Raw genomic sequence first — 22,731 nt, 5'->3', positions numbered from 1 at the left:
ATGCCTGCTGATTTGAACGACCGCCTGGTGGTGGCGATTTCCTCCCGCGCCCTGTTCGATTTCGAGGAGGAGAACCGCGTGTTCGAGCAGGCCGACGACGCCGCCTACATGCGGCTGCAGCTCGACCGGCTGGAGCGCCCGGCGCAGCCCGGCGTGGCGTTCCAGTTGGTACGCAAGCTGCTGGCCTTCAACACCAGCGACGCCCAGCGCGACCGGGTGGAAGTGGTGCTGCTGTCGCGCAACGACCCGGTGTCCGGGTTGCGGGTGTTCAATTCCGCCAAACACCACGGCACGCCCATCGAGCGCGGCGTATTCACGCGGGGCCGCGCGCCCTATCAATATCTACACGCTTTGCAGGCCCATCTGTTTCTGTCGGCCGAGCCAGACGATGTTCGCGCTGCGCTGCACGCCGGGTATCCGGCGGCGCAGGTTTACCCCGAGTCGGCGCGTGCGTCCGAGGCGCATCCCGATGAGGTGCGCATCGCCTTCGACGGTGACGCGGTGCTGTTTTCAGACGAAGCCGAGCGCGTTTTCCAGACCGAAGGTCTGCCCGCTTTCCAGCAGCACGAAGCCCGAAAGGCCGCGCTGCCGCTGCCGCCGGGCCCATTCAAGCCCCTGCTCGAAGCCCTGCACCGCCTGCAAAAGGCGAGCGCCGATGGCTCCACCCCCATGCGTCTGCGCACCGCGCTGGTCACCGCGCGCAGCGCTCCGGCGCACGAGCGCGCCGTCCGCACCCTGATGCACTGGAACATCACCATCGATGAAGCCATGTTTCTCGGCGGGCTGGATAAGGGGCCGTTCCTGCGCGAATTTCAGCCCGATTTTTTCTTCGACGACCAAGCGGGGCATGTGCAATCCGCCGCGCGTCATGTGCCCTCGGGGCAGGTGCACGCCGAAGTCACGCGCAAGTCCTGAAGACGGCTCGGCCCGTGCAGTCGCCGCCTGAAAAAAAGTCGCGGCGCCTCTACCATGCCAAGCTCTGTCACTCGCTGACGACACCCCGAAGGAGACTCGCATGGCCACCACCCATCTGCAGGGCAACCCCGTTCCCACCAGCGGCGAATTGCCCGCCAAAGGCAGCAAAGCCCCCGATTTCCGCCTGACCGACAAAGACCTGGCCGACCGCACCTTGGCCGACTTCGCGGGCAAGCGCAAGGTGCTCAACATCTTCCCGTCCATCGACACCCCGACCTGCGCGCAATCTGTGCGCACCTTCAACGCTCGCGCCAGCGACAAGCCCGACACCGTGGTGCTGTGTATCTCGGCCGATCTGCCCTTCGCCCAGGTCCGCTTCTGCGGCGCCGAAGGGCTGGACAAGGTGGTCAACCTCTCGGAAATGCGTGACCGCAGTTTCGCCCAGGCCTACGGCGTGGGTATCGCTGGCGGCCCGCTTGCCGGGCTGTGCGCCCGCGCCGTGGTCGTGCTCGACAAAGACAACACCGTACTGCACACCGAGCTGGTGAACGAAATCGCCCACGAGCCCAACTACGACGCGGCGTTGGCGGCGCTGTAAGCCAGCCGACTCCGCGTGGCGTGTGTTTGCCACGCGGAGTTTCTAGAATGGTTCTTTTATTCTGCGGAGACAACACATCATGGTCATGCCCACATCCATGTCGGATCGCGACGGAAAAATCTGGATGGACGGCCAGTTGGTGGAGTGGCGTGATGCCAAAGTCCACGTTCTGACCCACACCCTGCACTACGGCTGCGGCGCCTTCGAGGGCGTGCGGGCTTACAAGACCGACCAGGGCACGGCCATCTTCCGCCTGCGCGATCACACCGAGCGCCTGTTCAACAGCGCCAAGATTCTGCGCATGGAGATTCCTTTCACCATCGAGCAGGCTATGCAAGCCCAGATCGACGTGGTCAAGGCCAACGGTTTCGACTCCTGCTACATCCGCCCGCTGACCTGGATCGGCGACAAGAAGCTGGGCGTCTCGCCGCGCGGCAACACCATTCATCTGATGATCGCAGCGTGGCCGTGGGGCGCCTATCTCGGCGAAGAGGGGCTCAAGCGCGGCATTCGCGTCAAGACCAGCAGTTACACCCGCCACCATGTGAACATCACCATGTGCAACGCCAAGGCGGTGAGCAATTACACCAACTCCATTCTTGCGAATCTGGAGGTCACGGGCGACGGTTACGACGAAGCGCTGCTGCTCGACCCGCAGGGCTTTGTGAGCGAGGGCGCGGGCGAGAATATTTTCGTCGTGCGCGAAGGCGTGCTCTACACCCCCGATCTTTCTTCGGGCGCGCTCAACGGCATCACGCGCAAGACCGTGTTCGCCATCTGCGAAGACCTTGGCCTGACCATCAAGGAAAAGCGCATCACCCGCGACGAGGTTTACATCGCCGACGAAGCCTTCTTTACCGGCACGGCGGCCGAAGTCACCCCCATCCGCGAGCTCGACGGCATCACCCTCGGCCCCGGTTATCGCGGCCCGATCACCGAGCGCATCCAGAATGCTTTCTTCGACATCGTCGGCGGCCGCAATCCCAAGTACGCAGGCTGGCTGTCTGCGGTTTGACGACGCAATCCCTCACTGATCGAGACCCGCCTATGAGCGCCATTCCCAAGCCCGACATGCCCGTGGTCGAACTCAAAGCCAAGGATCTGCCGGCCTACTGTCCCAATCCCAGTATGCCGATCTGGAGTAGCCATCCGCGCGTATTCATCGACGTGACGCACGGCGAAGCGGCCTGCCCCTACTGCGGCACCCGCTACCGTCTGGCCGAAGGCGAAGTGGTGCACGGCCATTGAGTGCACGTCCGGCATGACCCGTGTTCTGCTGATCGCCCCGCAGTGGATCGGCGACGCGGTGATGGCCCAGCCCTTGGTGGCTTTGCTGGCTGCCCGAGGCGAGCAGATCAGCGCGCTAGGGCTGCCCAGTGTGACCCCGGTGTTGCGGGCCATGCCGGGAGTGAGCAAGGTCATCGAGGCGCCGTTCGCGCATGGCCAGCTCGATTTCGCGCTACGCAGGCGCATCGCAAAGCCATTGCGTGGTGAGGGTTTCCAGCGGGCCTACATCCTTGGCAACAACCTCAAGTCACGCCTGGTGCCGTGGCTGGCACGCATACCGCAGCGCATTGGCTATACCGGCGAAGCGCGCGGGCTGCTGCTGACCGATCGGGTTGAGGCTGACGAATCGGCTCGGTTGAGGGCAGTCTCCGAGCCAATGGCGCTGTCGCCCGTGTCCTGCCGCGTTCCCCGGCCGCAGAGTCAGGGCCGACCGGACATGCGCCAACATTACGCCGCGCTGGCGAAGGTTGACGGCGCGTCCAGCCCGGTTTCGATTCCAGAGCCGACCCTGCACATTTCTCCCGACGAGGCCGAGGCGGCGCGCCGCCGGTTCGGTCTGCCGCCGCGCTGGATTGCCCTCTGCCCCGGCGCGGAATACGGCCCGGCCAAGCAATGGCCGGTCGCGCACTATGCCGCCCTGGCCATCCAGGCGCAACAAGCCGGTTATGCCGTTGCCGTGCTTGGCGCCCCGCGGGATGCTGCGGCCGGAGCCGAGATTGCCGCGCAGGCGCCGGGCAGCGTGAATCTGTGCGGCGCCACGCGGCTGGCAGACGCCATTGCCCTGCTCGCCAGTTGCAGCGGTGCGGTGAGTAACGATTCCGGTTTGATGCATCTGGCCGCCGCACTGCAGCGCCCGACCGTGGGGGTGTACGGTTCGACCGATCCGCGCCACACGCCTCCTGCGGCGCATCACAGTGCAACGCTCTGGCTGCACCTCGATTGCAGTCCGTGTTTTCAACGCACCTGCCCGCTGGGGCATCTGGGCTGCCTCAATCACATCACGCCCGATGCGGTCTGGCGTGAGCTGGCGCGACTGATGTCTGCTGCCGCACCCCATTGAGCGCTCAGGCGCTCAATGCCAGAGCAGCACAACCGCAATCGCAATCCAGCCCAGCGTAAAGTTGAGCACCACCAAGGGGTGAATCTGCTCCAGCGCGCGGCCCAGCGCGGGCCAGTCCTGATGGGAGGCGGCCTGGCGCGCGCGGCGGAACGGTGCAAAGTAGATGTGCGCAAAGACCGCCATCATCACTAGGCCGATGCCCAGCATCGTATGCCAGCCCATCGGCGCCTGGGCGAAACCGACCTGCAGCATGATGATCAATCCCGAAATCAAAATCACCGCGATGCTGAGCCAGACGAGAGGGAAGAAGCGCTGCAGCGTCGCCAGAATGAACTGCGGGCGCACAGGCGGTTGAAGCAGGGCGAAAGCGGCGGGTCGCATGGCAAACAGAATGAACGCCATACCACCCATCCAGATGACCGCGGCGACAAGATGTAAAAAGACCAGCAGAGCCGTCATGAAAGTTCCCGAAATTGGATGAAATGCGCGCTTGCACAAATTGAGGTCAGTGGCGTCGCGGCTGTCAAGCGAAATGACAGAACGTTGACTCGACACAATGTTAGATGCAGCCGCACGAAAAAAGCTGGTGCTGTATCGACTTTCCCCTATACTTTCGCCGTTTGACCTTCACGCCAATTGTTACCCGTCGCAACAACCGTCGCTGCAATCCGCAGCGGGCTGCGCAGATTGGTGGAAGCGTTTTAACCCAAGTTCAACTCGTGGACTGGCGATACGGCCGTCCACAAAGCTGACCAGAGTGTTTTTGCCTTGAACCCAACTGTGCCATCCATAGACCCCTGGAAAGACGAGCAAGACGTGCCGTCGGCTGCGCCCATGACGCGCGCCGAAGTGCAGAGCTTGCTTCTGCGCAAGCCGCAGGTGTCCGTTTGGCGCGTGGTGGCGCTGCAGGCCGTGGTCGGCCTGGCCGTAGCCTTGGCGAGCGGGTTTTTTGCGGCGGGCAAGCTCTCGGTCGTGTGGTCTGCCCTGTATGGCGCGGCCATCATCGCCGTGCCCTCCGCGTTGTTCGCAATGTCCATCCAGCTCTGGCTGTCCAAATTGAAGCCCGGCGTGGCGGTTTACGGTTTTGCGCTGGGTGAGTTGTTGAAAATCGGTTTGACCATCGTGCTTCTGTTTTTTGCGCCGCGCATCGTGCAGCCCCTCAGTTGGGCCGCGATGCTGATCGCCGTCGTCGTGACCTTGCAGGTGTACTGGGTCGCCCTGATTCTGCGCGGCAAGAAATCGAGTTGCGCAGCCTGATCCATTCCAGTCGTGCCGCGCAGGCGGCCCTCCTCAAAATAGTCGACCATGTCCGCAGAACAACACACCATCACCGCAGGCGAGTACATCGTTCACCACCTGACGCAATGGACCAGTGGTCCGCGTACCGGGGTGGTTGACTTTGGCATCGTCGACATCGATTCCCTTTTCTTCTCCGTGCTGCTGGGCGTGATTGCGTGCTACGTGCTTTGGCGCGTCGCAAAAAACATGACCAGCGGCAAACCGGGCAGGCTTCAGGCTGCGGTCGAATTTCTGGTTGAGTTCGTGGACGAGCAGGCGCGCGGCATTGTGCGCAATGCCAAGTCGCGCGAATTCGTGGCTCCGCTGGCGTTCATCTCGTTCGTCTGGATCGTGATGATGAACCTCATGGATCTGCTGCCCGTCGATCTGTTACCCCGCCTCTGGCAAACCGCGGGCGCCGCGACCGGCCACGACCCGGAGCATATGTATTTGCGTGTGGTGCCTACGGCCGACCTGTCGATCGCCCTGGGCATGTCGATCACCATTTTGTTGCTGAGCCTGTACTACGGCATCAAGATCAAGGGCATTGGCGGTTGGGTGCATGAATTGTTCACCGCTCCGTTTGGCAACCACTTTCTGCTCTGGCCGCTGAACTTCGCCATGCAGTTGCTCGAATATTTGGCAAAAACCCTCTCGCATGGCATGCGGTTGTTCGGCAACCTTTACGCCGAAGAAATTCTGTTCATGATCATCGCGCTCATGGGGGCTGCCGGTCTGAGCAGCTTGACGGGTTGGGCACTGTTCTTCGGCAACATCGCAGCCGGTCTGGCCTGGTCGATCTTCAGTCTGCTGGTCATCGTGCTGCAGGGTTTCATTTTCATGATGCTGACTCTGGTTTACATCGGTCAGGCGCATGATCACCATTGATCGGTTTTGATTAGTTTCGTTTTTTTCTGATTTCTTTTTTCTTCACCACTTCAACTCACTAGGAGCAAGCATGGAACACGTTCTCGGATATGTCGCACTGGCCGCGGGTCTGATCATTGGTCTGGGCGCCAACGGCGCTTGTATCGGCATCGGCATCATGGGCAGCAAATATCTCGAATCCGCCGCACGTCAGCCCGAGCTGATGAACGAACTGCAAACCAAGATGTTCCTGCTGGCCGGTCTGATCGACGCGGCCTTCCTGATCGGTGTCGGTCTGGCCATGATGTTCACCTTCGCCAACCCGTTCGTTCTGAAGTAAGCCACGCTTGACTCCAGCAACGATCTGTTCACCCATCTGAAGCAAAGGTTAGCGCCATGCATCTGGACGCAACACTCATTGCGCAGATCATCGTTTTCTTGCTGCTGGCGTGGTTCACGAAGAAATTCGTGTGGCCCCCCATCACCAAGGCCCTCGATGAACGCGCAACAAAAATCGCCGACGGTCTGGCTGCCGCCGATCGCGCCAAGTCTGAACTCGCCTCGGCCAATCGCAAGGTCGAGGAAGAACTTGCCCGCTCGCATCAAGAGAGCGCGGGACGCCTGGCTGACGCCGAGCGTCGTGCGCAGGCCGTGATCGAAGAGGCGCGCAAGAAGGCCGAGGAGGTCGCAGCTAACATCGTGGCGCAGGCCAAGTCAGAGGCCGATCAGCAAGCGGTCAAGGCGCGCGAGCAATTGCGTGACCAGGTGGCAGCGCTGGCAGTCAAGGGTGCCGAGGCCATTCTGCATCGCGAGATCAATCCGCAGGTGCATGCCGATCTGCTGAACCGGCTCAAGGCCGAGCTGTAATCGGAGTGCGCCATGGCTGAACTCGCCACTATTGCCCGTCCTTACGCCGAAGCCGCTTTTGCCGCTGTGCGCGAATCCGGTATTCCGCCTGCGCAAGCGGCAGACGCCTTGGACCAGATCGCCCAGATTGCTGCAGATCCCGCTTTGCGCGAGGTGATGGGCAGTCCGAAAGTTTCCGCACGGCAACTTGCTGATCTGGTTCTGGGTGCTCTGCCGGGAACCGTTGCTCCGGTGCTGAAAAATCTGGTCGAGATGCTCGCCGAAAACCGGCGTTTCGCCGCAGTCGGGCAGATCGCCGAGCAGTTCCGTGTGCTCAAGGACGAGGCCGAAGGCAAGGTCGAGGCCGTGGTGTCCAGTGCGTTCCCGCTGGAAGGCGAGGCGCTCGACAGCTTGCTGCAGGCGCTCGAACGCAAATACGGCCGCAAGCTGCACGCCACTGTGGAAATCGATCCGTCGCTCATCGGGGGGGTGCGTGTCGCTGTAGGCGACGAAGTGCTCGACACCTCGGTTCGCGCCCGGCTGGAGCAGATGAAAGTCGCTCTCACCGCTTAAAGTCTTAGAGGCTCCCATGCAACTCAATCCCGCAGAAATTTCCGAACTCATCAAGAGCCGCATCGAAGGTCTGGGCGCCAGCGCCAATATCCGCAACGAGGGCACGGTCGTGTCCCTCACCGACGGTATTGCGCGGGTGCACGGCCTGTCCGACGTGATGCAGGGCGAAATGCTCGAATTCCCGAACAACACCTTTGGCCTGGCGCTCAACCTCGAGCGTGATTCGGTCGGGGTGGTGATTCTGGGCCCTTACGAGCAAATCTCAGAAGGTGACACGGTCAAGTGCACCGGCGAGATTCTTTCCGTGCCCGTCGGCCCCGAGCTCATCGGCCGCGTGGTCAACACCCTGGGTGTGCCCATCGACGGCAAGGGCCCGGTGGAGACCAAGCAACTCGATCCGATCGAAAAGATCGCCCCTGGTGTGATCTGGCGGCAATCCGTGTCGCAGCCGGTGCAGACGGGTATCAAGGCGATCGACGCCATGGTGCCCGTCGGCCGCGGCCAGCGCGAGCTGATCATCGGCGACCGCCAGACCGGCAAGACCGCGGTGGCCGTCGACTCGATCATCAGCCAGAAGGGCAAAGACCTGATCTGTATCTATGTGGCGATCGGCCAGAAGGCCTCGACCATCGCCAACGTGGTGCGCAAGTTGCAAGAGTTCGGCGCGATGGAATACACCATCGTCGTCGCGGCCTCCGCCTCGGACTCGGCCGCCATGCAGTACCTGGCGCCTTACGCCGGCTGCACCATGGGCGAATACTTCCGCGACCGCGGTCAGGACGCGCTGGTGATCTATGACGATCTGACCAAGCAGGCCTGGGCCTATCGCCAGATCTCGCTGCTGCTGCGCCGTCCGCCGGGCCGTGAAGCCTACCCTGGCGACGTGTTCTACCTGCACAGCCGCCTGCTGGAACGCGCCGCCCGCGTCAGCGAGGCGTATGTCGAGAAGTTCACCAACGGCGCGGTCAAGGGCAAGACGGGTTCGCTCACCGCCTTGCCCATCATCGAAACCCAGGCTGGCGACGTGTCCGCTTTCGTGCCGACCAATGTGATTTCGATTACCGACGGCCAGATCTTCCTCGAAACTGATCTGTTCAACGCCGGTGTGCGTCCCGCCATCAACGCGGGTGTGTCGGTATCGCGGGTGGGTGGTGCGGCGCAGACCAAGATCATCAAAAAGCTCTCGGGCGGTATTCGTACCGACCTGGCCCAGTACCGTGAACTGGCTGCGTTCGCGCAGTTTGCTTCCGACCTGGACGAAGCGACCCGCAAGCAGCTCGAGCGCGGTCGCCGTGTGGTCGAACTGCTGAAGCAGCCTCAGTATCAGCCGGCGCAGGTCTGGCAGATGGCCGCATCGCTCTACGCGGTGAACAACGGCTATCTTGACGACATCGAAGTCAAGCAGGTTCTGCCGTTTGAAAAGGGCCTGCACGATCATCTGCAGACCAAGCACGCCGCCTTGGTGCAAAGCATCGAATCTTCCAAGGATCTGTCCAAGGATGATGAGGCCAAGCTCAAGGAAGCGATCGCCGAATTCAAGAAAAATGGTGCGTACTAATTCATTCCACGAAAACGGACGGAGCTGGGCATGGATGTTTTTGCCCAGACTGACCCAGGAGTAATTCAATGGCTGGAATGAAAGAAGTACGCGTCAAGATCAAGAGCGTGCAAAACACGCGCAAGATCACCAAGGCGATGGAAATGGTTGCGGCCTCCAAGATGCGCAAGGCGCAGGAGCGCATGCGCGCTGCGCGTCCGTATGGCGACACGGTGCGTGTCATCGCGGGTCACCTGCGCCAGGCGAATCCGGAATACACCCATCCTTTCCTGATCAAACGTGAGCCGATCAAGCGCGTGGGTTTGATTTTGGTGACCACTGACAAGGGGCTGTGCGGAGGGCTGAACACGAATATCACCCGCATGGCTTTAGGCAAAATCAAGGAATGGCAGGCCGATGGCGTGCAGATCGAGTGCTGCGCCATTGGAAACAAGGGCCTGCAATTCCTGCAGCGTTTAGGCATGAATCTCACGTCGCACGCGGTACAGCTTGGCGACAAGCCGCATCTTGAAAAGTTGATCGGCCCCGTAAAAATCATGCTCGACGCCTACCAAGACGGCAAACTCGACGCGGTGTATCTGGGCTTCAGCCGCTTCGTCAACACCATGAAGCAGGCGCCGGAAATCGAGCCGCTCGTACCGCTCCCCGCGCATGCGCTGACGGCCAAGGCTGGAGATGAAAAGTCCCATAGCTGGGATTACATTTACGAGCCCGACGCCAAGCCGGTGATCGATGCGCTGTTGGTGCGCTATATCGAGGCACTGATTTATCAGGCGGTGGCAGAGAACATGGCGTGCGAGCAGTCCGCCCGCATGGTGGCGATGAAGTCCGCCTCGGACAACGCCAAGAGCGTGATCGGTGAGTTGCAGCTCGTCTACAACAAGAGCCGACAGGCAGCCATTACCAAAGAACTTTCGGAAATCGTGAGCGGAGCCGCCGCGGTGTGAACCCCGGCTAACCGAATTGAAACCATTGGAGAGCAATATGACGACGGCTCAAGCGCAAGGCAAAATCGTTCAGTGCATCGGCGCTGTGATCGATATCGAATTTCCCCGCAATGCCATTCCCAAGGTGTACGACGCCTTGGTGCTGGCGGACAACAACGCCAGCAGTCTGGCAGAAAGCGGCCTCACTTTCGAGGTACAGCAGCAGATCGGCGACGGCGTGGTGCGCACCATTGCCATGGGCTCCAGCGATGGCCTGCGTCGTGGCATGCTGGTCAACAACACCGGCCATTCCATTCAGGTCCCGGTGGGGCCGGCGGTGCTGGGTCGCATCATGGACGTGCTGGGCCGCCCCATCGACGAAGCCGGCCCCATCGCCACCGACGAGCGCCGCTCGATTCACCAGTCCGCGCCGAAGTTCGATGATCTGTCTCCTTCGGTCGATCTGCTCGAAACCGGCATCAAGGTGATCGACTTGGTCTGCCCGTTCGCGAAGGGCGGCAAGGTCGGCCTGTTCGGCGGCGCCGGCGTGGGCAAGACCGTGAACATGATGGAGCTCATCAACAACATCGCCAAGCAGCACAGCGGCCTGTCGGTATTCGCCGGTGTGGGTGAGCGCACCCGCGAAGGCAATGACTTCTATCACGAAATGAAGGACTCCAACGTCCTCGACAAGGTGGGCATGGTGTTCGGTCAGATGAACGAACCCCCGGGCAACCGCCTGCGTGTGGCGCTGACCGGCCTGACCATGGCCGAGCGTTTCCGCGATGAGGGCCGTGACATTTTGTTCTTTGTGGACAACATCTACCGCTACACCCTGGCGGGTACCGAAGTGTCCGCGCTGCTGGGTCGTATGCCGTCTGCCGTGGGCTACCAGCCGACGCTGGCCGACGAAATGGGCAAGCTGCAAGAGCGCATCACCTCCACCAAAACCGGCTCCATCACCTCCATCCAGGCCGTGTACGTGCCGGCGGACGATTTGACCGACCCGTCTCCCGCAACCACCTTCAACCACCTCGACGCCACCGTGGTGCTGAGCCGCGACATCGCCTCTCTGGGCATCTACCCGGCGGTCGATCCGCTGGATTCCACCAGCCGTCAGATCGACCCCAACGTCATCGGCGAAGAGCACTACTCCACCACCCGCGCGGTGCAGGGCATTCTGCAACGCTACAAGGAACTGCGCGACATCATCGCCATTCTGGGCATGGACGAACTCTCGCCGGAAGACAAGCAGGCTGTGGCCCGCGCCCGCAAAATCCAGCGTTTCCTGTCGCAACCCTTCCACGTGGCCGAAGTGTTTACCGGTTCGCCCGGCAAGTATGTGCCGCTGAAGGAAACCATCCGCGGCTTCAAGATGATCGTCAACGGCGAATGCGACGCCCTGCCCGAGCAGGCGTTCTACATGGTCGGCACCATCGACGAAGTCTTCGAGAAGGCCAAGAAACTCAACTAAGCCAGCGAGCTTGAAGCGATCCAATCCGGCCGACGACGCAAAAGACCGTCGGCTGGAGCCTGAAACCGCATCACGTTCCGGATTGAAGCCATGAACACCATCCATGTCGACGTCGTCAGCGCCGAAGAATCCATCTTCTCCGGCGAAGCCCGTTTCGTCGCCCTTCCGGGCGAGTCAGGTGAACTGGGCATTCTGCCCGGCCACACCCCCTTGATCACCCGCATCAAGCTGGGCTCGGTGCGAATCGAGTTGGCCGAAGCCAACGCCTCAGGCGGCAAGGAAGAGTTCATCTTTGTCGCAGGGGGCATTCTTGAAGTGCAGCCCAAGAGGGTGACTGTGCTCGCGGACACCGCCATTCGGGGCAAAGATCTCGACGAGGCCAAGGCCAACGAGGCGCTCAAGGCCGCGCAAGACGCGCGCGCTCATGCCAAAGAAGTGCAAGACGTCGCTGTGGTGGAAGGTGAACTCGCCATGCTCGCCGCCCAGCTCGCGGCGATCCGCAGGCTTCGCGGCCGAGCGCACTGAGAGCCCCCAGGGCCGGGCTGCGCCCAGCCCGCCCCCCCGTGGGGGTGAAGGAAACTTGGGACGGCCCTACGTTTCCTTGAGTTTGCGTGGGCCAACCATTGCAAAACAAAACAGCCCGCTCATGCGGGCTGTTTTGTTTTGCGCTTCGCCGCCGTTACGATGAACTGGACGCGAGCAATGTGGAGTCGGTGAATGAGCGCAGGTGGGGGCGTATGGACGACAGCCCAAGGAGGTCGGGACTGCAGGCAGCGCCTGCCTGGCTCTGCGCTCGCCGTTGCACTGCTGCTGGGTTGGGCCTTAGGGGGCTGCGCCAGTGCGCCGCAGCGCAGCGCCACAAGCGGGGCGCCAATCAATGCGCAGGAGGGGTGCCACGCTCCACCGCCCAATCTGCGTGCGGCCTACAACCGCACTTATACCGTGCGGGGCCGCAGCTACAGCCCCTTGCGCAACGCTGACGGTTACGACGAAGTAGGCATCGCCTCCTGGTACGGCTGGGAGTCGGGCACCACCACGTCGATGGGCACGCGTTTCAACCCGCGAGACTTTTCGGCCGCCAGCCGCGTCTTGCCGCTGCCAACCTGCGTTCAGGTGACCAATCTCGACAATGGCCTGAGCGCCCTGGTGCTGGTCAATGATCGGGGTCCGTTTGTCAGCGGACGTTTGCTCGATTTGTCGATGGGCGCAGCGCAGGCTCTGGGCGTGACCCGAACGGGCACGGCGCGGGTGCGCATCGTGGCCCTGCCCGAGGGGGCCAACGCCCCCTTGCAAATCGCGCAGGCGGCCACGCCGCAGCCGTCGCTGCAAACCGGGTCGGCGCCTGTCGTGAGCCAGCCATCTACTTCCTTGTCGGATCAGCCCGCGTTTGCGCCGCAGCAGTTCGATGCGGCGCCCGTCACGCAGGCGCCGTTGGTTCCAACGCCCGGAGCGAGCTTGCCCCAGCAGGCGCCAGAGCCTGCGCCCATTGAAGTGCAGACGCTGCCGCCGCTTACGCCCGCCTCATTGTCAGCCTCTGTGCCGGCCGTCTCTGACCCACAGGCTGCGTTGCCTGCCGCTGCCGCCAGCACTCAGCCGCCAATGCCGCAGCCCGCGTTGAACCTGCCCGCAAACTCCGCTTCACCGCAAAACTATGTGCAGACTGGCGCATTCACGCTGCAAGCCAATGCCGAGGCGGAAAAAGCGCGTCTGCAGGCCGCAGGCATCGACGACGTATTGGTGGTGCCCGGCTATATCCGGGGTCAGACGTTCTACCGTGTGCAGATCGGACCGATCACAGGCGCCGCACCGGATGCCACGCTAGTGCAGAAATTACAGGGACTGGGATTGAGCGGCTACTCCGTGGTGCAGCAGTAGCGACACACTTCCTGCCTCCAAGACCACAAATGAAAAACGCACCCGAAGGTGCGTGCAAACCGCGTGCAAGCGTTGGAATTATTTCTTGCGCAGGCATTCGCTCATGAATTTTTTACGCTCTTCGCCTTTCATGCCTTTGGCCTTGGCATCTTTGCTGCAGAACGACATCTTCTCTTGCTGAGGGGTCAGCTTCTTTTCGCCGGCAGCGGCTTTTTGTTCTGTCTTGCGTTCGGGCTTGGCGGCTTCTTTGCTAGCAGGCTTGGCAGTTTCGGCCGCTGCGGCGGGCTTGCTGGCCAGGCACTCTTTCATGAAGGTCTTGCGGGCCTCGCCGGTCATGCCGGTGGCCTCCTTGTTGCATTGGGCCATGCGGCTTTGCTGCGGTGTGCCTTGCGCTTGAGAGAGCGCGGGCAGGGCCATCAGGCCCAGGGCGAGACCGAGGGTGGTGATCAGTTTTTTCATCATTCCTCCAAGTTGTGTTGTGACCGGACCGCAGTAGGCGGTTGTGCGATCAAGCCGTGCAACGAAAGGTTGCAAACCGGCAATTCATTACACCATAGGGTTGTGCGGGCGCGAAGAACGGCAACAGACCCATAAAATGCCGACTTTGCGTCTTCACAACATTCCCATAATGATCGAATTCACCGCGCGGTTGACCACGGCGCTGCAACAAGCGGCAACGGCCTTGCAGCCCGAGTTTTCAGGCTCTATCGAACTCAGCCGTCCGCGCAGCGACGATCATGGCGAATTGGCCAGCAATCTGGCGATGCAACTGGCCAAACCGCTCAAACGCAACCCGCGCGATGTCGCCCAGCAAATCATCGATGCGCTGCGCACAAATGCTGACTTGGCCGAGGGCATCGCCCGCACCGAAATCGCCGGGCCCGGATTCATCAACTTTCACCTCCATCCTGCGGTGCTGCAGCAGGTGATTGTGGAAGTCGAACAGGGTGCGGCGAAGTTCGGGCATTCCCGTGCGGGGCGCGAGCAGCCCATGCTGGTGGAGTTTGTTTCGGCCAATCCGACCGGGCCGTTGCATGTGGGACATGGTCGCCAGGGGGCGTTGGGCGATGCCATTGCCGCCGTCTTGACCACTCAAGGGTGGGCGGTGCAGCGCGAGTTTTATTACAACGACGCCGGGGTGCAGATCCAGACGCTTGCGCTGTCGGTTCAGGCCAGGGCGCGTGGGTACAAGCCGGGCGATGCGCAATGGCCCGAGTCGGCCTACAACGGCGACTACATCGCCGACATCGCGCGGGACTTTCTGGCGTGTGAATCGGTACCAGACGACCAGGGTCAGCCCATCGTGGCCAATGGTCAAGCCGACGATCTGGACAATATCCGCCGTTTTGCCGTGGCCTATCTGCGCCGCGAGCAGGATCTCGATCTCAAGACTTTCGGCATTCGGTTCGACAACTATTACCTCGAATCCAGTCTCTACACCGATGGCCGGGTGGAAGACGCGGTGCAGCGCTTGCAGGCCTCGGGCCACACCTACGAGCAGGACGGCGCGCTGTGGTTGCGCACGACGCAATACGGTGACGACAAGGACCGCGTGATGCGCAAGTCCGACGGCACCTACACCTATTTCGTTCCCGATGTGGCCTACCACCTGGCCAAATGGCAGCGTGGGTTTCATCGCGCGGTGAACATTCAGGGCTCGGATCATCACGGCACCATCGCGCGGGTGCGCGCCGGGCTGCAGGCGCTCGACCTCGGCATACCCACCGGCTATCCCGACTATGTGCTGCACAAAATGGTCACGGTGATGCGGGGCGGGCAGGAGGTGAAAATCTCCAAGCGCGCGGGCAGCTATGTGACCGTGCGCGACCTGATTGAATGGTCGGGCGGCGTGCGCGACGACATGAGCGACGAGCAGCGTCAGGCGGCTTTGCAGCGAGGGCGAGACGCCGTGCGCTTTTTTCTGGTCTCGCGCAAAGCCGATACCGAATTCGTGTTCGATGTCGATCTGGCCCTGGCGCAAAGCGACGAAAACCCGGTTTACTACGTGCAATATGCCCACGCCCGGGTGAACTCGGTGTTCGAGCAATGGGCCGCCCGCGCCCCGCAAGAGGCCGCGCAGCCCGCGCTCATCGAGCAAGCCGACTTGTCGCTGCTGATCGCCCCGCGCGAACGAGCGCTGCAACTCACGCTTGCGCGCTATCCGCAAGTCCTGGCCGCAGCGGCACAGGAACTGGCGCCGCATCAGGTGGCCTTCTATCTGCGCGATCTGGCTGCCGATTTCCACGCTTTCTACAACGCCGAACGCGTGCTGGTCGACGAACTTCCCCTGCGGCATGCGCGCCTGCGGCTGCTGCGCGCCGTTCGTCAGGTGATGCACAATGCACTGGCCGTGCTCGGCGTGAGCGCGCCGCAGCGCATGTAAGCGTCACGGCGCGTCCGCAGGGCTCCATCGACAACGCACACTCCTGTCTTCCATGTCTAAACGCACCACACTTCGCGGCCAGTTCGGCGGCACCGTGATCGGCCTGATCGCCGGCTTGGTCATCGGCCTGGGTATCGCACTCGGCGTTGCCCTCTACATCACCAAGGCGCCGCTGCCCTTCATGAATCGATTCCAGGAGCGCCCCGCCAGTGCGGCTTCCGGGGCCAGCAACTGGAATCCCAATCAGGGTTTGAGCGGCGCAACCGCAGCGCCGCCTGCGGGCAGCGGTTCCATGCCCGTGACGGTGGCGAGCAGGCCGCTGTCTCCTCAGGCGCTGGCCAAATTGGGGCAGCCCGCTGCGGGGGCCTCACAGGCGGCACTCGCGCCGACGACGGGAGGCGCGACAACCCCGGCCGCCCCAACCAAACCGGCCGCCCAAGGCCCCGTGCAGTATGTGCTGCAGGTCGGGGCGTACAGCACGCGCGAAGACGCCGAGCGTCAGCGCGCCAAGGTGGCTCTGATCGGTCAGGAAGCGCATGTGGATGAGCGCGTTGTCAACGGGCGCACCCTCTATCGCGTTCGAGTGGGGCCATTCACCTCGGCGCAGCAGGCCGAGCAGACGCAGAAACTTCTGGGCGATAACGGGGTTCAAACCGCCCTGATGCGCACCGGTTCATAAAACCCTATTCAGATCTTCAAACCAAAGGACGACTCATGTTTCAACGCTGGCTTACCGTGGTGTTCATGGTGTTTTCAATGGGCTTTCTTGCTGCGGGCGCGCAGGCGCAGACGCCCGCCAAGAGCAGCCCGTTCAACGAGGGTTTTGCCTACAACCGCCTGGCCGTGCCGCAGCCGGTAAGCCCGTCGGACAAAATCGTGGTGTACGAGTTTTTCTGGTACGACTGCCCGCACTGCGCCGACTTCGACCCACTGCTCGAAGCCTGGCAGAAAAAACTGCCCGCCGGAGTGGTGCTCGAGCGCGTGCCCGTCGCTTTTTCTCCCCAGTTCGTGCCGCAACAGCACCTCTACTACGCACTGAAGGCGCTGGGCAAGCTCGACGATGCGATGCAGGCCAAGATTTTCAATGCCATCCACAAACAGCACATTCCTCTGGGCACGGCCGATCAGATGGCCAACTGGCTGGCACAGCAGGGCATTCCCAAAAAAGCGTTCCTGGATGCCTACAACTCGTTCGGCGTGAATGCGCAAGTCCGGCAGGCCACGCAAATGGTGACGGACTATCAGATCAGCGGGGTGCCGACCATGGCGGTTCAGGGCACCTACACCACTTCTGCGGCGCTGCCTGAAGCCAATAACAACAAGAAGGTGCTTGAGGTCGTGGACTACCTGATCAAGAAGGTGCAGGCGGAAAAGAAGTAAGCGCGTCGCCTTGCCACATCTCAACACTGCCCGCATACCGCGGGCAGTGTTTTTTGAGGCCCGCAAAATTGCTGCGAAATCGCCTGAACTGGCCCTAGAATGGATCGACGAAAGCAAAACCCATGCCGATGAAACGAGTGGCCCGAATCCTGTTGTTGACCCTGCTGTGTGCGCCGAACTTGGCGCTGCCCGTGCTTGCGGCGCAGGCCGACCGGAACCAGCCGATTCACATCGAGGCCGACGCCATGCGCTACGACGACGTGCATCAGACCAGTGTGTTCACCGGCAACGTGGTCGTCACCAAGGGTTCTCTGGTGCTGCGCGCCGCCACGGTCGATGTGCGCCAGGCGCCGGACGGCTATCAGTACGCGACGGCGATCGCCGCGCCGGGCCAGTTGGCTACCTTCCAGCAACAACTCGATACCGCGCCCGGCCAGCCCACGCAAACCATGGACGGCGCCGCGCAGCGCATCGAATACGACGGCAAGACCGATGTAGTGACGCTGCGTGGCCAGGCCATGCTCAGCCGACTGATCGACGGCAAGCTGGCCGACCGCAGCCAGGGCAATGTGATTGCCTACAACCAGATCACCGATGTGTTCACCGTCGAAGGCGGTGCGCAGGGCGCCACGGCCACCAACCCTGGAGGGCGGGTGCGGGTGATGTTGACGCCGCAGCCCGCCGCCCCGTCCGCGCCGACGGCGCCCAAATCGCCTCCCGCGCTCAAAGTCGCCCCGAAGCTGGGGACACAGCCTTGAGCGTCCAGCCGCATTCCGCTGGACAGACCGTGGTGCGGGGCGGCCTGGAGCCCGTCGCCCCGGCGGAAGCCGCGCGCGTGCCTTCCACTCCGTCGTCCCGCGCGGCCACCGGCCCGGAGCTCGACGTTCAACATTTGCAGAAACGCTATGCCGGTCGGCAGGTGGTGCGCGACGTCAGCTTCAGCGTGCGCTGCGGCGAGGTGGTCGGCCTGCTGGGGCCGAACGGCGCGGGCAAGACCACGTCGTTCTACATGATCGTCGGCCTGGTGCGGCCCGACGCGGGGCGCATCCACATCGACGGCCAGGACGTGAGCGATTCTCCGATGCATCGCCGTGCGCGCATGGGGCTGTCGTATTTGCCGCAGGAGGCGTCGATCTTCCGCCGCATGACGGTGGCCGAGAACGTGAGGGCGGTGCTGGAGTTGCAGCGCGACGCGCAAGGGCGCCGCCTGGGCAGGGCCGAAATCCGCGAACGCGAAGATCATCTGCTGCGCGAACTGCACGTCGAACATCTGCGCGACAGCCCCGCCCCCGCGCTTTCGGGCGGCGAGCGGCGGCGGGTGGAAATCGCCCGCGCGCTGGCCACGCAACCGCGATTCATCCTGCTCGACGAGCCGTTTGCCGGCATCGATCCGATTGCGGTCATCGAGATTCAGCGCATCGTGCAGTTCCTGAAAGAGCAGGGCATCGGCGTGCTGATCACCGACCACAATGTGCGTGAAACGCTAGGCATCTGCGACCGGGCCTGCATCATCAGCGAAGGGCAGGTGCTGGCGCAGGGCGATCCGCAATCCATCATCGACAACCCCGCGGTACGCAAGGTGTACCTCGGCGAAAACTTCCGCATGTAAGCCGCGATGAAGCCGTCGCTGAACCTGCGCCTGTCCCAGCATCTCGCACTCACGCCGCAGTTGCAGCAGTCCATCCGGCTGCTGCAACTCTCCACCCTCGAACTCACGCAGGAAATCGAAGGCCTGCTCGAATCCAATCCCTTCCTCGAACCTGAAGAAGAGCAAGAGGCGCCCGCTGCCGCGCCGACATCCGAGTCGCCACCGCCTTTGGCGCCCGACCCGTCTCAGGCATCGGTCGAAGGGCATGACGCAGCCGCCGAGCCCGCCGCTGAGTTGCAACTCGACACGCAGGACTGGACGGCCAGCAGCGGCGAAACCGATCACGGTGCGGATACCGATGCCGACGCCGACTCCTGGGTCAGCTCAGGCCAGTCCGTCAGCGGGGGCGGGGGTGACGACGACGAATTCAGCGCGCTCGACATTGCCTCCGAACACCTCGATCTGCGCGACCACCTGCGCGGTCAGTTGGCCGGGCTTGCGCTGAGCGCCACCGACCGCGCGGCTGCCGAAGCCATCATCGACTCGCTCGACGACGACGGCTATCTGCCCGACAGCCCGCTGGAACTGGCGCAGGCCCTCGCCCCCGCGGCAGACGCCGAGCAGCTCGAAGACCTGGCCGATGCGCTGACCACGGCCATGCGCCTGATTCAGAGCTTCGACCCGGCCGGTGTCGCCGCCCACGATTTGCCCGACTGTCTCTGCCTGCAGCTTCAGCGCCAGGCGTCTTGTCCCGTGCGCGAACTCGCCCTGCAGATTTGCCGCGGCGGCCATCTCGATCTGCTGGCCAAGCGCGACTGGCGCAAGCTCGAACGCCAGCTCGAAGCCGATGAAGCCGCGCTGCGCCTGGCGCAGCAACGCATCGCCCAACTCGACCCCCATCCGGGCAGCGCCTTCCGCCGCGATGCCGCGCAGGCCGTGACCCCCGATGTCATCGCCCGCAAGACCCCGCAAGGCTGGGTGGCGCAGCTCAACCCCGAGGTCATGCCCCGGCTGCGCGTGAACCAGATCTATGCCGACGCCATGCGCCGCGCCCGCGACAGCGGCGGCGCCATGCAGGGACAGCTTCAGGAGGCGCGCTGGTTCGTGAAAAACGTGCAGCAGCGTTTTGAGACCATTCAACGCGTGTCGCAGACCATCGTCGAGCGCCAGCAGCGTTTTTTCGATTTCGGCCCCGTGGCGATGCGGCCCATGGTGCTGCGCGAAATTGCCGACGAACTCGGCCTGCACGAATCGACCATTTCGCGCGTGACCACGCAGAAGTTCATGCTCACGCCCTTCGGCACTGTCGAGCTGAAGTATTTTTTCGGCTCTGGCCTGAGCACCGAGGCAGGGGGCAACACCTCATCCACCGCGGTACGCGAACTCATCCGCCGCCTGGTGGCTGAAGAAGACAGCGCCAAACCCCTGTCGGACAGCGAACTCGCCGAGCGCCTCACGCAGCAAGGCGTGCAGGTGGCGCGGCGCACCGTGGCCAAATACCGCGAAGCGCTGCGCATCGCCCCGGCCAATCTGCGCAAGAGCAGTTGAGGGCCCGCAGCCGCAAGCGGAGCCAGTCGCTCACCTTGCGCTAAGTCGTCCTCTCCAGAATGCCGGGGTCGCGCCGCACGCGACGCCACAACAACGCAAACGGTATTCAGGGAGTTCATCATGCAAAACGCAGTAAAAGCCGCGCAGCCCGGTTGGGCGCTGGCGGTCAAGGTTCCGGTCGTCATCACGCTTTACTTCTGGCTGATCAAAATCATGGCCACCACGGTGGGCGAAACCGCCGCAGACTATCTGGCGGTGGATCTGCATCTGGGCCTGGTCGCCACCAGCGCGGTGATGACCCTCTTGTTCATCGGTGTGCTGGCGGCGCAGATGCGCGCCAGCCGTTACGTTCCCTGGCTTTACTGGTTGACGGTGACTCTCATCAGCGTGGTGGGCACCTTGCTGACCGACAATCTGACCGATCAGTTGGGCGTGCCGCTGCCGGTGAGCACCGCCCTGTTTGCGGTGGCCTTGCTGGCGACGTTTGCGATCTGGTGGGGCCGCGAGCGTGACCTGTCCATCCACAGCATTGCCACGCCAAAACGAGAAGGGTTTTACTGGGCGACGATTCTGTTCACCTTTGCGCTGGGTACTGCAGGAGGCGATCTGGCCGCCGAGCGGCTGCAACTCGGCTATGCCTTGTCGGCCTTGCTGTTTGGCGGCGCCATTGCGCTGACGGCAGCGGCCTACTACCTCTTCAAGGCCAGTGCCGTGACCACGTTCTGGATCGCTTACATCCTCACCCGCCCGCTGGGTGCGACCTTGGGCGACTGGTTGTCCAAACCCGGTGCCGAAGGAGGGCTCGGTCTGGGAACCATGGGCACTAGCGCTCTGTTCCTGGTCACGATTCTGGCCCTGGTGATTTACCTCACTGCGACACGGCGGGACCAGTTGCAGGCAAGTTCAGCCCCAAGTTCAACCCCCTCCTGATTTCCCGCGGGCGGCTTGGAGCGCGCGCTGCAAACCGGTGCGGGCCTGCTTGAAGGCATCGTCCATGGCCTGTTCGCTGAACGCGTTGGGCTGTGACGGCGGAGTGGTTGGGTCGCTGATCATCCAACGCGCCAGCCGGTGGGTGTCGAGCGCTTTGCCCAGGTCGGTTTGCAGGGCGCTGGTGAGTTTGAGCCAGGCCTTGCCTTCGTCGCCCAGCGACTGGCCGATCCAGGGGGCCAGCCATTCCAGCGCATAACGCAACTGCTTGGCGCGCAGGCGCAGGGCGTGCAGCGCGCTCCAGGGGGCGTCGATCGGTGTCGCGGCGAGGCCGTCCCAGATCGCCAGCAGTTCGCCCCAGCGCTGCGGGTGCAAATGCAGGTCGTCGCGGTGCAAGCGCAGCAGCCTGCGGGCCAGTTGTTCGGTGGACAGCTCGGCGGCAATGATCTGGCTGCCGCTCCAGCACTCGGCCCAGCGCGCCTGCGCCAGCAGTACGCGGCCGAAGCGGGCGCTGCGCAGATAGGTCAGCAGGGCTTGAAGACGCGCCTCGCGGCGTTGGGCGAGACCGTCGCGCACGGTGGCGTGTGTGCTGTCGGGCGCGCTGGCCTGTTCAAGGCAGACGTCGACATCGCGCACCGCGCCCAGCAGTTGTCCGGCCCAGCGCCATTCGTCGCGCAGCCAGCGGCAGGCCGCGCGTTGCGACTTCGGCCCCGTGGTCTGGAACAGCCGCAGCAGCACCCGCAGTCGGCGCAACTGCAGCCGCATCTGGTGCACGGTTTCGGGCAGGGCCTTGTCGTGCAACAGATCGGCGCCGACGGCAATGACGGCGGTTGCCTGCTGCAGCACGTCGGCTACGGCCTGCCCGCCCTGTTCATGCGGAGGCAGTTCGCGAGCGAGCGCGGGCAGTTGCAGCGTGGCGGCGCCTGCGGCAATCGCGGCGAGCTGAACCTTGCTGATGGGCGAGATCAGCAGCGGCAGGTCTTGCGCCAGCGTCCACGCAAGGTCGAAAGCGTGGAGCCAATGGCCGCTGATGAACTCGATCTCCAGTTCGCTGATCAAGAGGCTGGGCGCGAGTGGGGTGATGCCGCCCAGCGCCTGGCCGTGATCGAGGCAGACCTCGAGTTGCGAGCCCTCCCAATCGACCCACCATAGGGTGCGCTGCACCCGGGTGCCGAGCACCGCTTGCAACTGGCTGGCGAGCGCATCAAGGTCGCCCAGGCGGGCCAGCGGCGTCTCGCTCAGGCGTTGCAGCGACGCGGCGTCGGGCGTGTCGGCGTCGATGTCGAACTCCCATTCGCCGCGCGCGAGTTGCAGGCCCTGCGCGGGGCTGCTCTTGAGGGTGAGAATGCGCCGCCCGTCCCCCGGGTGCCGTACCCGCAAGGCCAGGCCCGCCTCGCGCAGGGCGTGCGCTGGGGTGTCGAAGTACCAGGTTTGCAGCGCCTGAACCCGGGGCGGCTGCGCCATCGATTGCAAGACCGGATGGCGGCGCACGACGTCATGCAGGGCGGGATCGAGTCGGAATTTGAGTTCGCGTTCCTGGCTCATGGCGAGGGGGGTTCGAGGGAATGAAGCTGTCATTTGACCCGCTCGCTAGATGTGAAACAAGTCGCAGCGTCAATTGGGTAGCGATATTTTTTCCGTGACGTTC

At 63.1% G+C, this 22,731-nt stretch carries 25 protein-coding genes; 22 read left to right on the top strand and 3 right to left on the bottom strand.

What is annotated here, in order from left to right; translation table 11 throughout:
- From B3H47_RS05665 to waaF, 5 genes are all read left to right on the top strand, one after another.
- The gene (locus B3H47_RS05665) at positions 1-915 is read left to right on the top strand and encodes a 5'-nucleotidase (RefSeq protein WP_013124230.1); all 915 of its coding nucleotides are present in this window, start codon (positions 1-3) and stop codon (positions 913-915) included.
- Between the two features lie 100 nt (positions 916-1,015).
- The gene (tpx, locus tag B3H47_RS05660) at positions 1,016-1,513 is read left to right on the top strand and encodes a thiol peroxidase (RefSeq protein WP_286986407.1); all 498 of its coding nucleotides are present in this window, start codon (positions 1,016-1,018) and stop codon (positions 1,511-1,513) included.
- Between the two features lie 79 nt (positions 1,514-1,592).
- The gene (locus B3H47_RS05655; RefSeq protein WP_286986405.1) at positions 1,593-2,528 is read left to right on the top strand and encodes a branched-chain amino acid transaminase; all 936 of its coding nucleotides are present in this window, start codon (positions 1,593-1,595) and stop codon (positions 2,526-2,528) included.
- A gap of 32 nt (positions 2,529-2,560) precedes the next feature.
- Positions 2,561-2,761, top strand: coding sequence for a zinc-finger domain-containing protein (locus B3H47_RS05650; protein WP_013107161.1), 201 nt, complete (start codon positions 2,561-2,563; stop codon positions 2,759-2,761).
- Positions 2,762-2,774: 13 nt separating this feature from the next.
- The gene (gene waaF, locus B3H47_RS05645; protein WP_286986404.1) at positions 2,775-3,860 is read left to right on the top strand and encodes a lipopolysaccharide heptosyltransferase II; all 1,086 of its coding nucleotides are present in this window, start codon (positions 2,775-2,777) and stop codon (positions 3,858-3,860) included.
- A gap of 12 nt (positions 3,861-3,872) precedes the next feature.
- Here the strand turns inward: waaF and B3H47_RS05640 are convergent, their stop codons facing one another.
- On the bottom strand, positions 3,873-4,319 hold the full coding sequence (locus tag B3H47_RS05640; protein ID WP_286986403.1) for a CopD family protein: 447 nt from the start codon (positions 4,317-4,319) through the stop codon (positions 3,873-3,875).
- 309 nt (positions 4,320-4,628) lie between these two features.
- Here B3H47_RS05640 and B3H47_RS05635 point away from each other — a divergent pair, with 309 nt between their 5' ends.
- The 10 genes from B3H47_RS05635 to B3H47_RS05590 all read left to right on the top strand — a co-directional run bounded on the left by B3H47_RS05635 (position 4,629) and on the right by B3H47_RS05590 (position 13,257).
- On the top strand, positions 4,629-5,117 hold the full coding sequence (locus B3H47_RS05635; RefSeq protein WP_286986402.1) for an ATP synthase subunit I: 489 nt from the start codon (positions 4,629-4,631) through the stop codon (positions 5,115-5,117).
- A 48-nt stretch (positions 5,118-5,165) separates the two neighbouring features.
- Positions 5,166-6,026 (top strand): F0F1 ATP synthase subunit A, encoded by an 861-nt coding sequence (gene atpB / locus B3H47_RS05630; protein WP_013107157.1) that lies wholly within the window; start codon positions 5,166-5,168, stop codon positions 6,024-6,026.
- Between the two features lie 70 nt (positions 6,027-6,096).
- Positions 6,097-6,345 (top strand): F0F1 ATP synthase subunit C, encoded by a 249-nt coding sequence (atpE, locus tag B3H47_RS05625; RefSeq protein ID WP_013107156.1) that lies wholly within the window; start codon positions 6,097-6,099, stop codon positions 6,343-6,345.
- A gap of 56 nt (positions 6,346-6,401) precedes the next feature.
- Positions 6,402-6,872 carry a F0F1 ATP synthase subunit B gene (locus tag B3H47_RS05620; RefSeq protein WP_013107155.1) on the top strand — a complete coding sequence of 157 codons (471 nt, stop codon included), beginning with the start codon at positions 6,402-6,404 and terminating at the stop codon, positions 6,870-6,872.
- A 12-nt stretch (positions 6,873-6,884) separates the two neighbouring features.
- Positions 6,885-7,424 (top strand): F0F1 ATP synthase subunit delta, encoded by a 540-nt coding sequence (locus B3H47_RS05615; protein WP_286986401.1) that lies wholly within the window; start codon positions 6,885-6,887, stop codon positions 7,422-7,424.
- A gap of 16 nt (positions 7,425-7,440) precedes the next feature.
- On the top strand, positions 7,441-8,982 hold the full coding sequence (gene atpA, locus B3H47_RS05610; protein ID WP_013107153.1) for a F0F1 ATP synthase subunit alpha: 1,542 nt from the start codon (positions 7,441-7,443) through the stop codon (positions 8,980-8,982).
- A 68-nt stretch (positions 8,983-9,050) separates the two neighbouring features.
- The gene (gene atpG / locus B3H47_RS05605; protein ID WP_013107152.1) at positions 9,051-9,929 is read left to right on the top strand and encodes a F0F1 ATP synthase subunit gamma; all 879 of its coding nucleotides are present in this window, start codon (positions 9,051-9,053) and stop codon (positions 9,927-9,929) included.
- A gap of 37 nt (positions 9,930-9,966) precedes the next feature.
- The gene (atpD, locus tag B3H47_RS05600; RefSeq protein ID WP_156053552.1) at positions 9,967-11,382 is read left to right on the top strand and encodes a F0F1 ATP synthase subunit beta; all 1,416 of its coding nucleotides are present in this window, start codon (positions 9,967-9,969) and stop codon (positions 11,380-11,382) included.
- 90 nt (positions 11,383-11,472) lie between these two features.
- Positions 11,473-11,907 (top strand): F0F1 ATP synthase subunit epsilon, encoded by a 435-nt coding sequence (locus B3H47_RS05595; protein ID WP_286986399.1) that lies wholly within the window; start codon positions 11,473-11,475, stop codon positions 11,905-11,907.
- A 192-nt stretch (positions 11,908-12,099) separates the two neighbouring features.
- Positions 12,100-13,257 carry a septal ring lytic transglycosylase RlpA family protein gene (locus B3H47_RS05590; protein WP_286986397.1) on the top strand — a complete coding sequence of 386 codons (1,158 nt, stop codon included), beginning with the start codon at positions 12,100-12,102 and terminating at the stop codon, positions 13,255-13,257.
- Between the two features lie 78 nt (positions 13,258-13,335).
- Here the strand turns inward: B3H47_RS05590 and B3H47_RS05585 are convergent, their stop codons facing one another.
- Positions 13,336-13,791: a PsiF family protein gene (locus tag B3H47_RS05585; RefSeq protein WP_414718230.1), complete on the bottom strand. Its 456-nt coding sequence runs from the start codon at positions 13,789-13,791 to the stop codon at positions 13,336-13,338.
- 94 nt (positions 13,792-13,885) lie between these two features.
- Here B3H47_RS05585 and argS point away from each other — a divergent pair, with 94 nt between their 5' ends.
- The 7 genes from argS to B3H47_RS05550 all read left to right on the top strand — a co-directional run bounded on the left by argS (position 13,886) and on the right by B3H47_RS05550 (position 21,086).
- On the top strand, positions 13,886-15,640 hold the full coding sequence (gene argS / locus B3H47_RS05580; RefSeq protein WP_286986396.1) for an arginine--tRNA ligase: 1,755 nt from the start codon (positions 13,886-13,888) through the stop codon (positions 15,638-15,640).
- Positions 15,641-15,692: 52 nt separating this feature from the next.
- A complete protein-coding gene (locus B3H47_RS05575; protein ID WP_286986394.1) occupies positions 15,693-16,319 on the top strand; it encodes an SPOR domain-containing protein in 627 nt (208 codons plus the stop codon).
- A gap of 35 nt (positions 16,320-16,354) precedes the next feature.
- The gene (locus B3H47_RS05570; RefSeq protein WP_013124216.1) at positions 16,355-17,020 is read left to right on the top strand and encodes a thiol:disulfide interchange protein DsbA/DsbL; all 666 of its coding nucleotides are present in this window, start codon (positions 16,355-16,357) and stop codon (positions 17,018-17,020) included.
- A gap of 122 nt (positions 17,021-17,142) precedes the next feature.
- Positions 17,143-17,778: a lipopolysaccharide transport periplasmic protein LptA gene (lptA, locus tag B3H47_RS05565; protein ID WP_286986393.1), complete on the top strand. Its 636-nt coding sequence runs from the start codon at positions 17,143-17,145 to the stop codon at positions 17,776-17,778.
- 77 nt (positions 17,779-17,855) lie between these two features.
- Positions 17,856-18,629 (top strand): LPS export ABC transporter ATP-binding protein, encoded by a 774-nt coding sequence (lptB, locus tag B3H47_RS05560; RefSeq protein WP_013107143.1) that lies wholly within the window; start codon positions 17,856-17,858, stop codon positions 18,627-18,629.
- A 6-nt stretch (positions 18,630-18,635) separates the two neighbouring features.
- Positions 18,636-20,156 carry an RNA polymerase factor sigma-54 gene (locus B3H47_RS05555; protein WP_286986392.1) on the top strand — a complete coding sequence of 507 codons (1,521 nt, stop codon included), beginning with the start codon at positions 18,636-18,638 and terminating at the stop codon, positions 20,154-20,156.
- Positions 20,157-20,276: 120 nt separating this feature from the next.
- Positions 20,277-21,086, top strand: coding sequence for a hypothetical protein (locus tag B3H47_RS05550; RefSeq protein ID WP_286986390.1), 810 nt, complete (start codon positions 20,277-20,279; stop codon positions 21,084-21,086).
- On the opposite strand, the gene B3H47_RS05545 is transcribed toward B3H47_RS05550, so the two are convergent.
- Positions 21,072-22,628 (bottom strand): CHAD domain-containing protein, encoded by a 1,557-nt coding sequence (locus B3H47_RS05545; RefSeq protein WP_286986388.1) that lies wholly within the window; start codon positions 22,626-22,628, stop codon positions 21,072-21,074. The genes B3H47_RS05550 and B3H47_RS05545 overlap by 15 nt on opposite strands.
- Between the last annotated feature and the right edge of the window lie 103 nt (positions 22,629-22,731).

The organism is Thiomonas sp. UBA7699 (assembly GCF_002482605.1).
Taxonomy (GTDB): Bacteria; Pseudomonadota; Gammaproteobacteria; order Burkholderiales; family Burkholderiaceae_C; genus Thiomonas; species Thiomonas arsenitoxydans.
The sequence above is the reverse complement of the archived record's forward strand: the minus strand, read 5'-3'. Positions and strand labels throughout refer to the sequence as shown.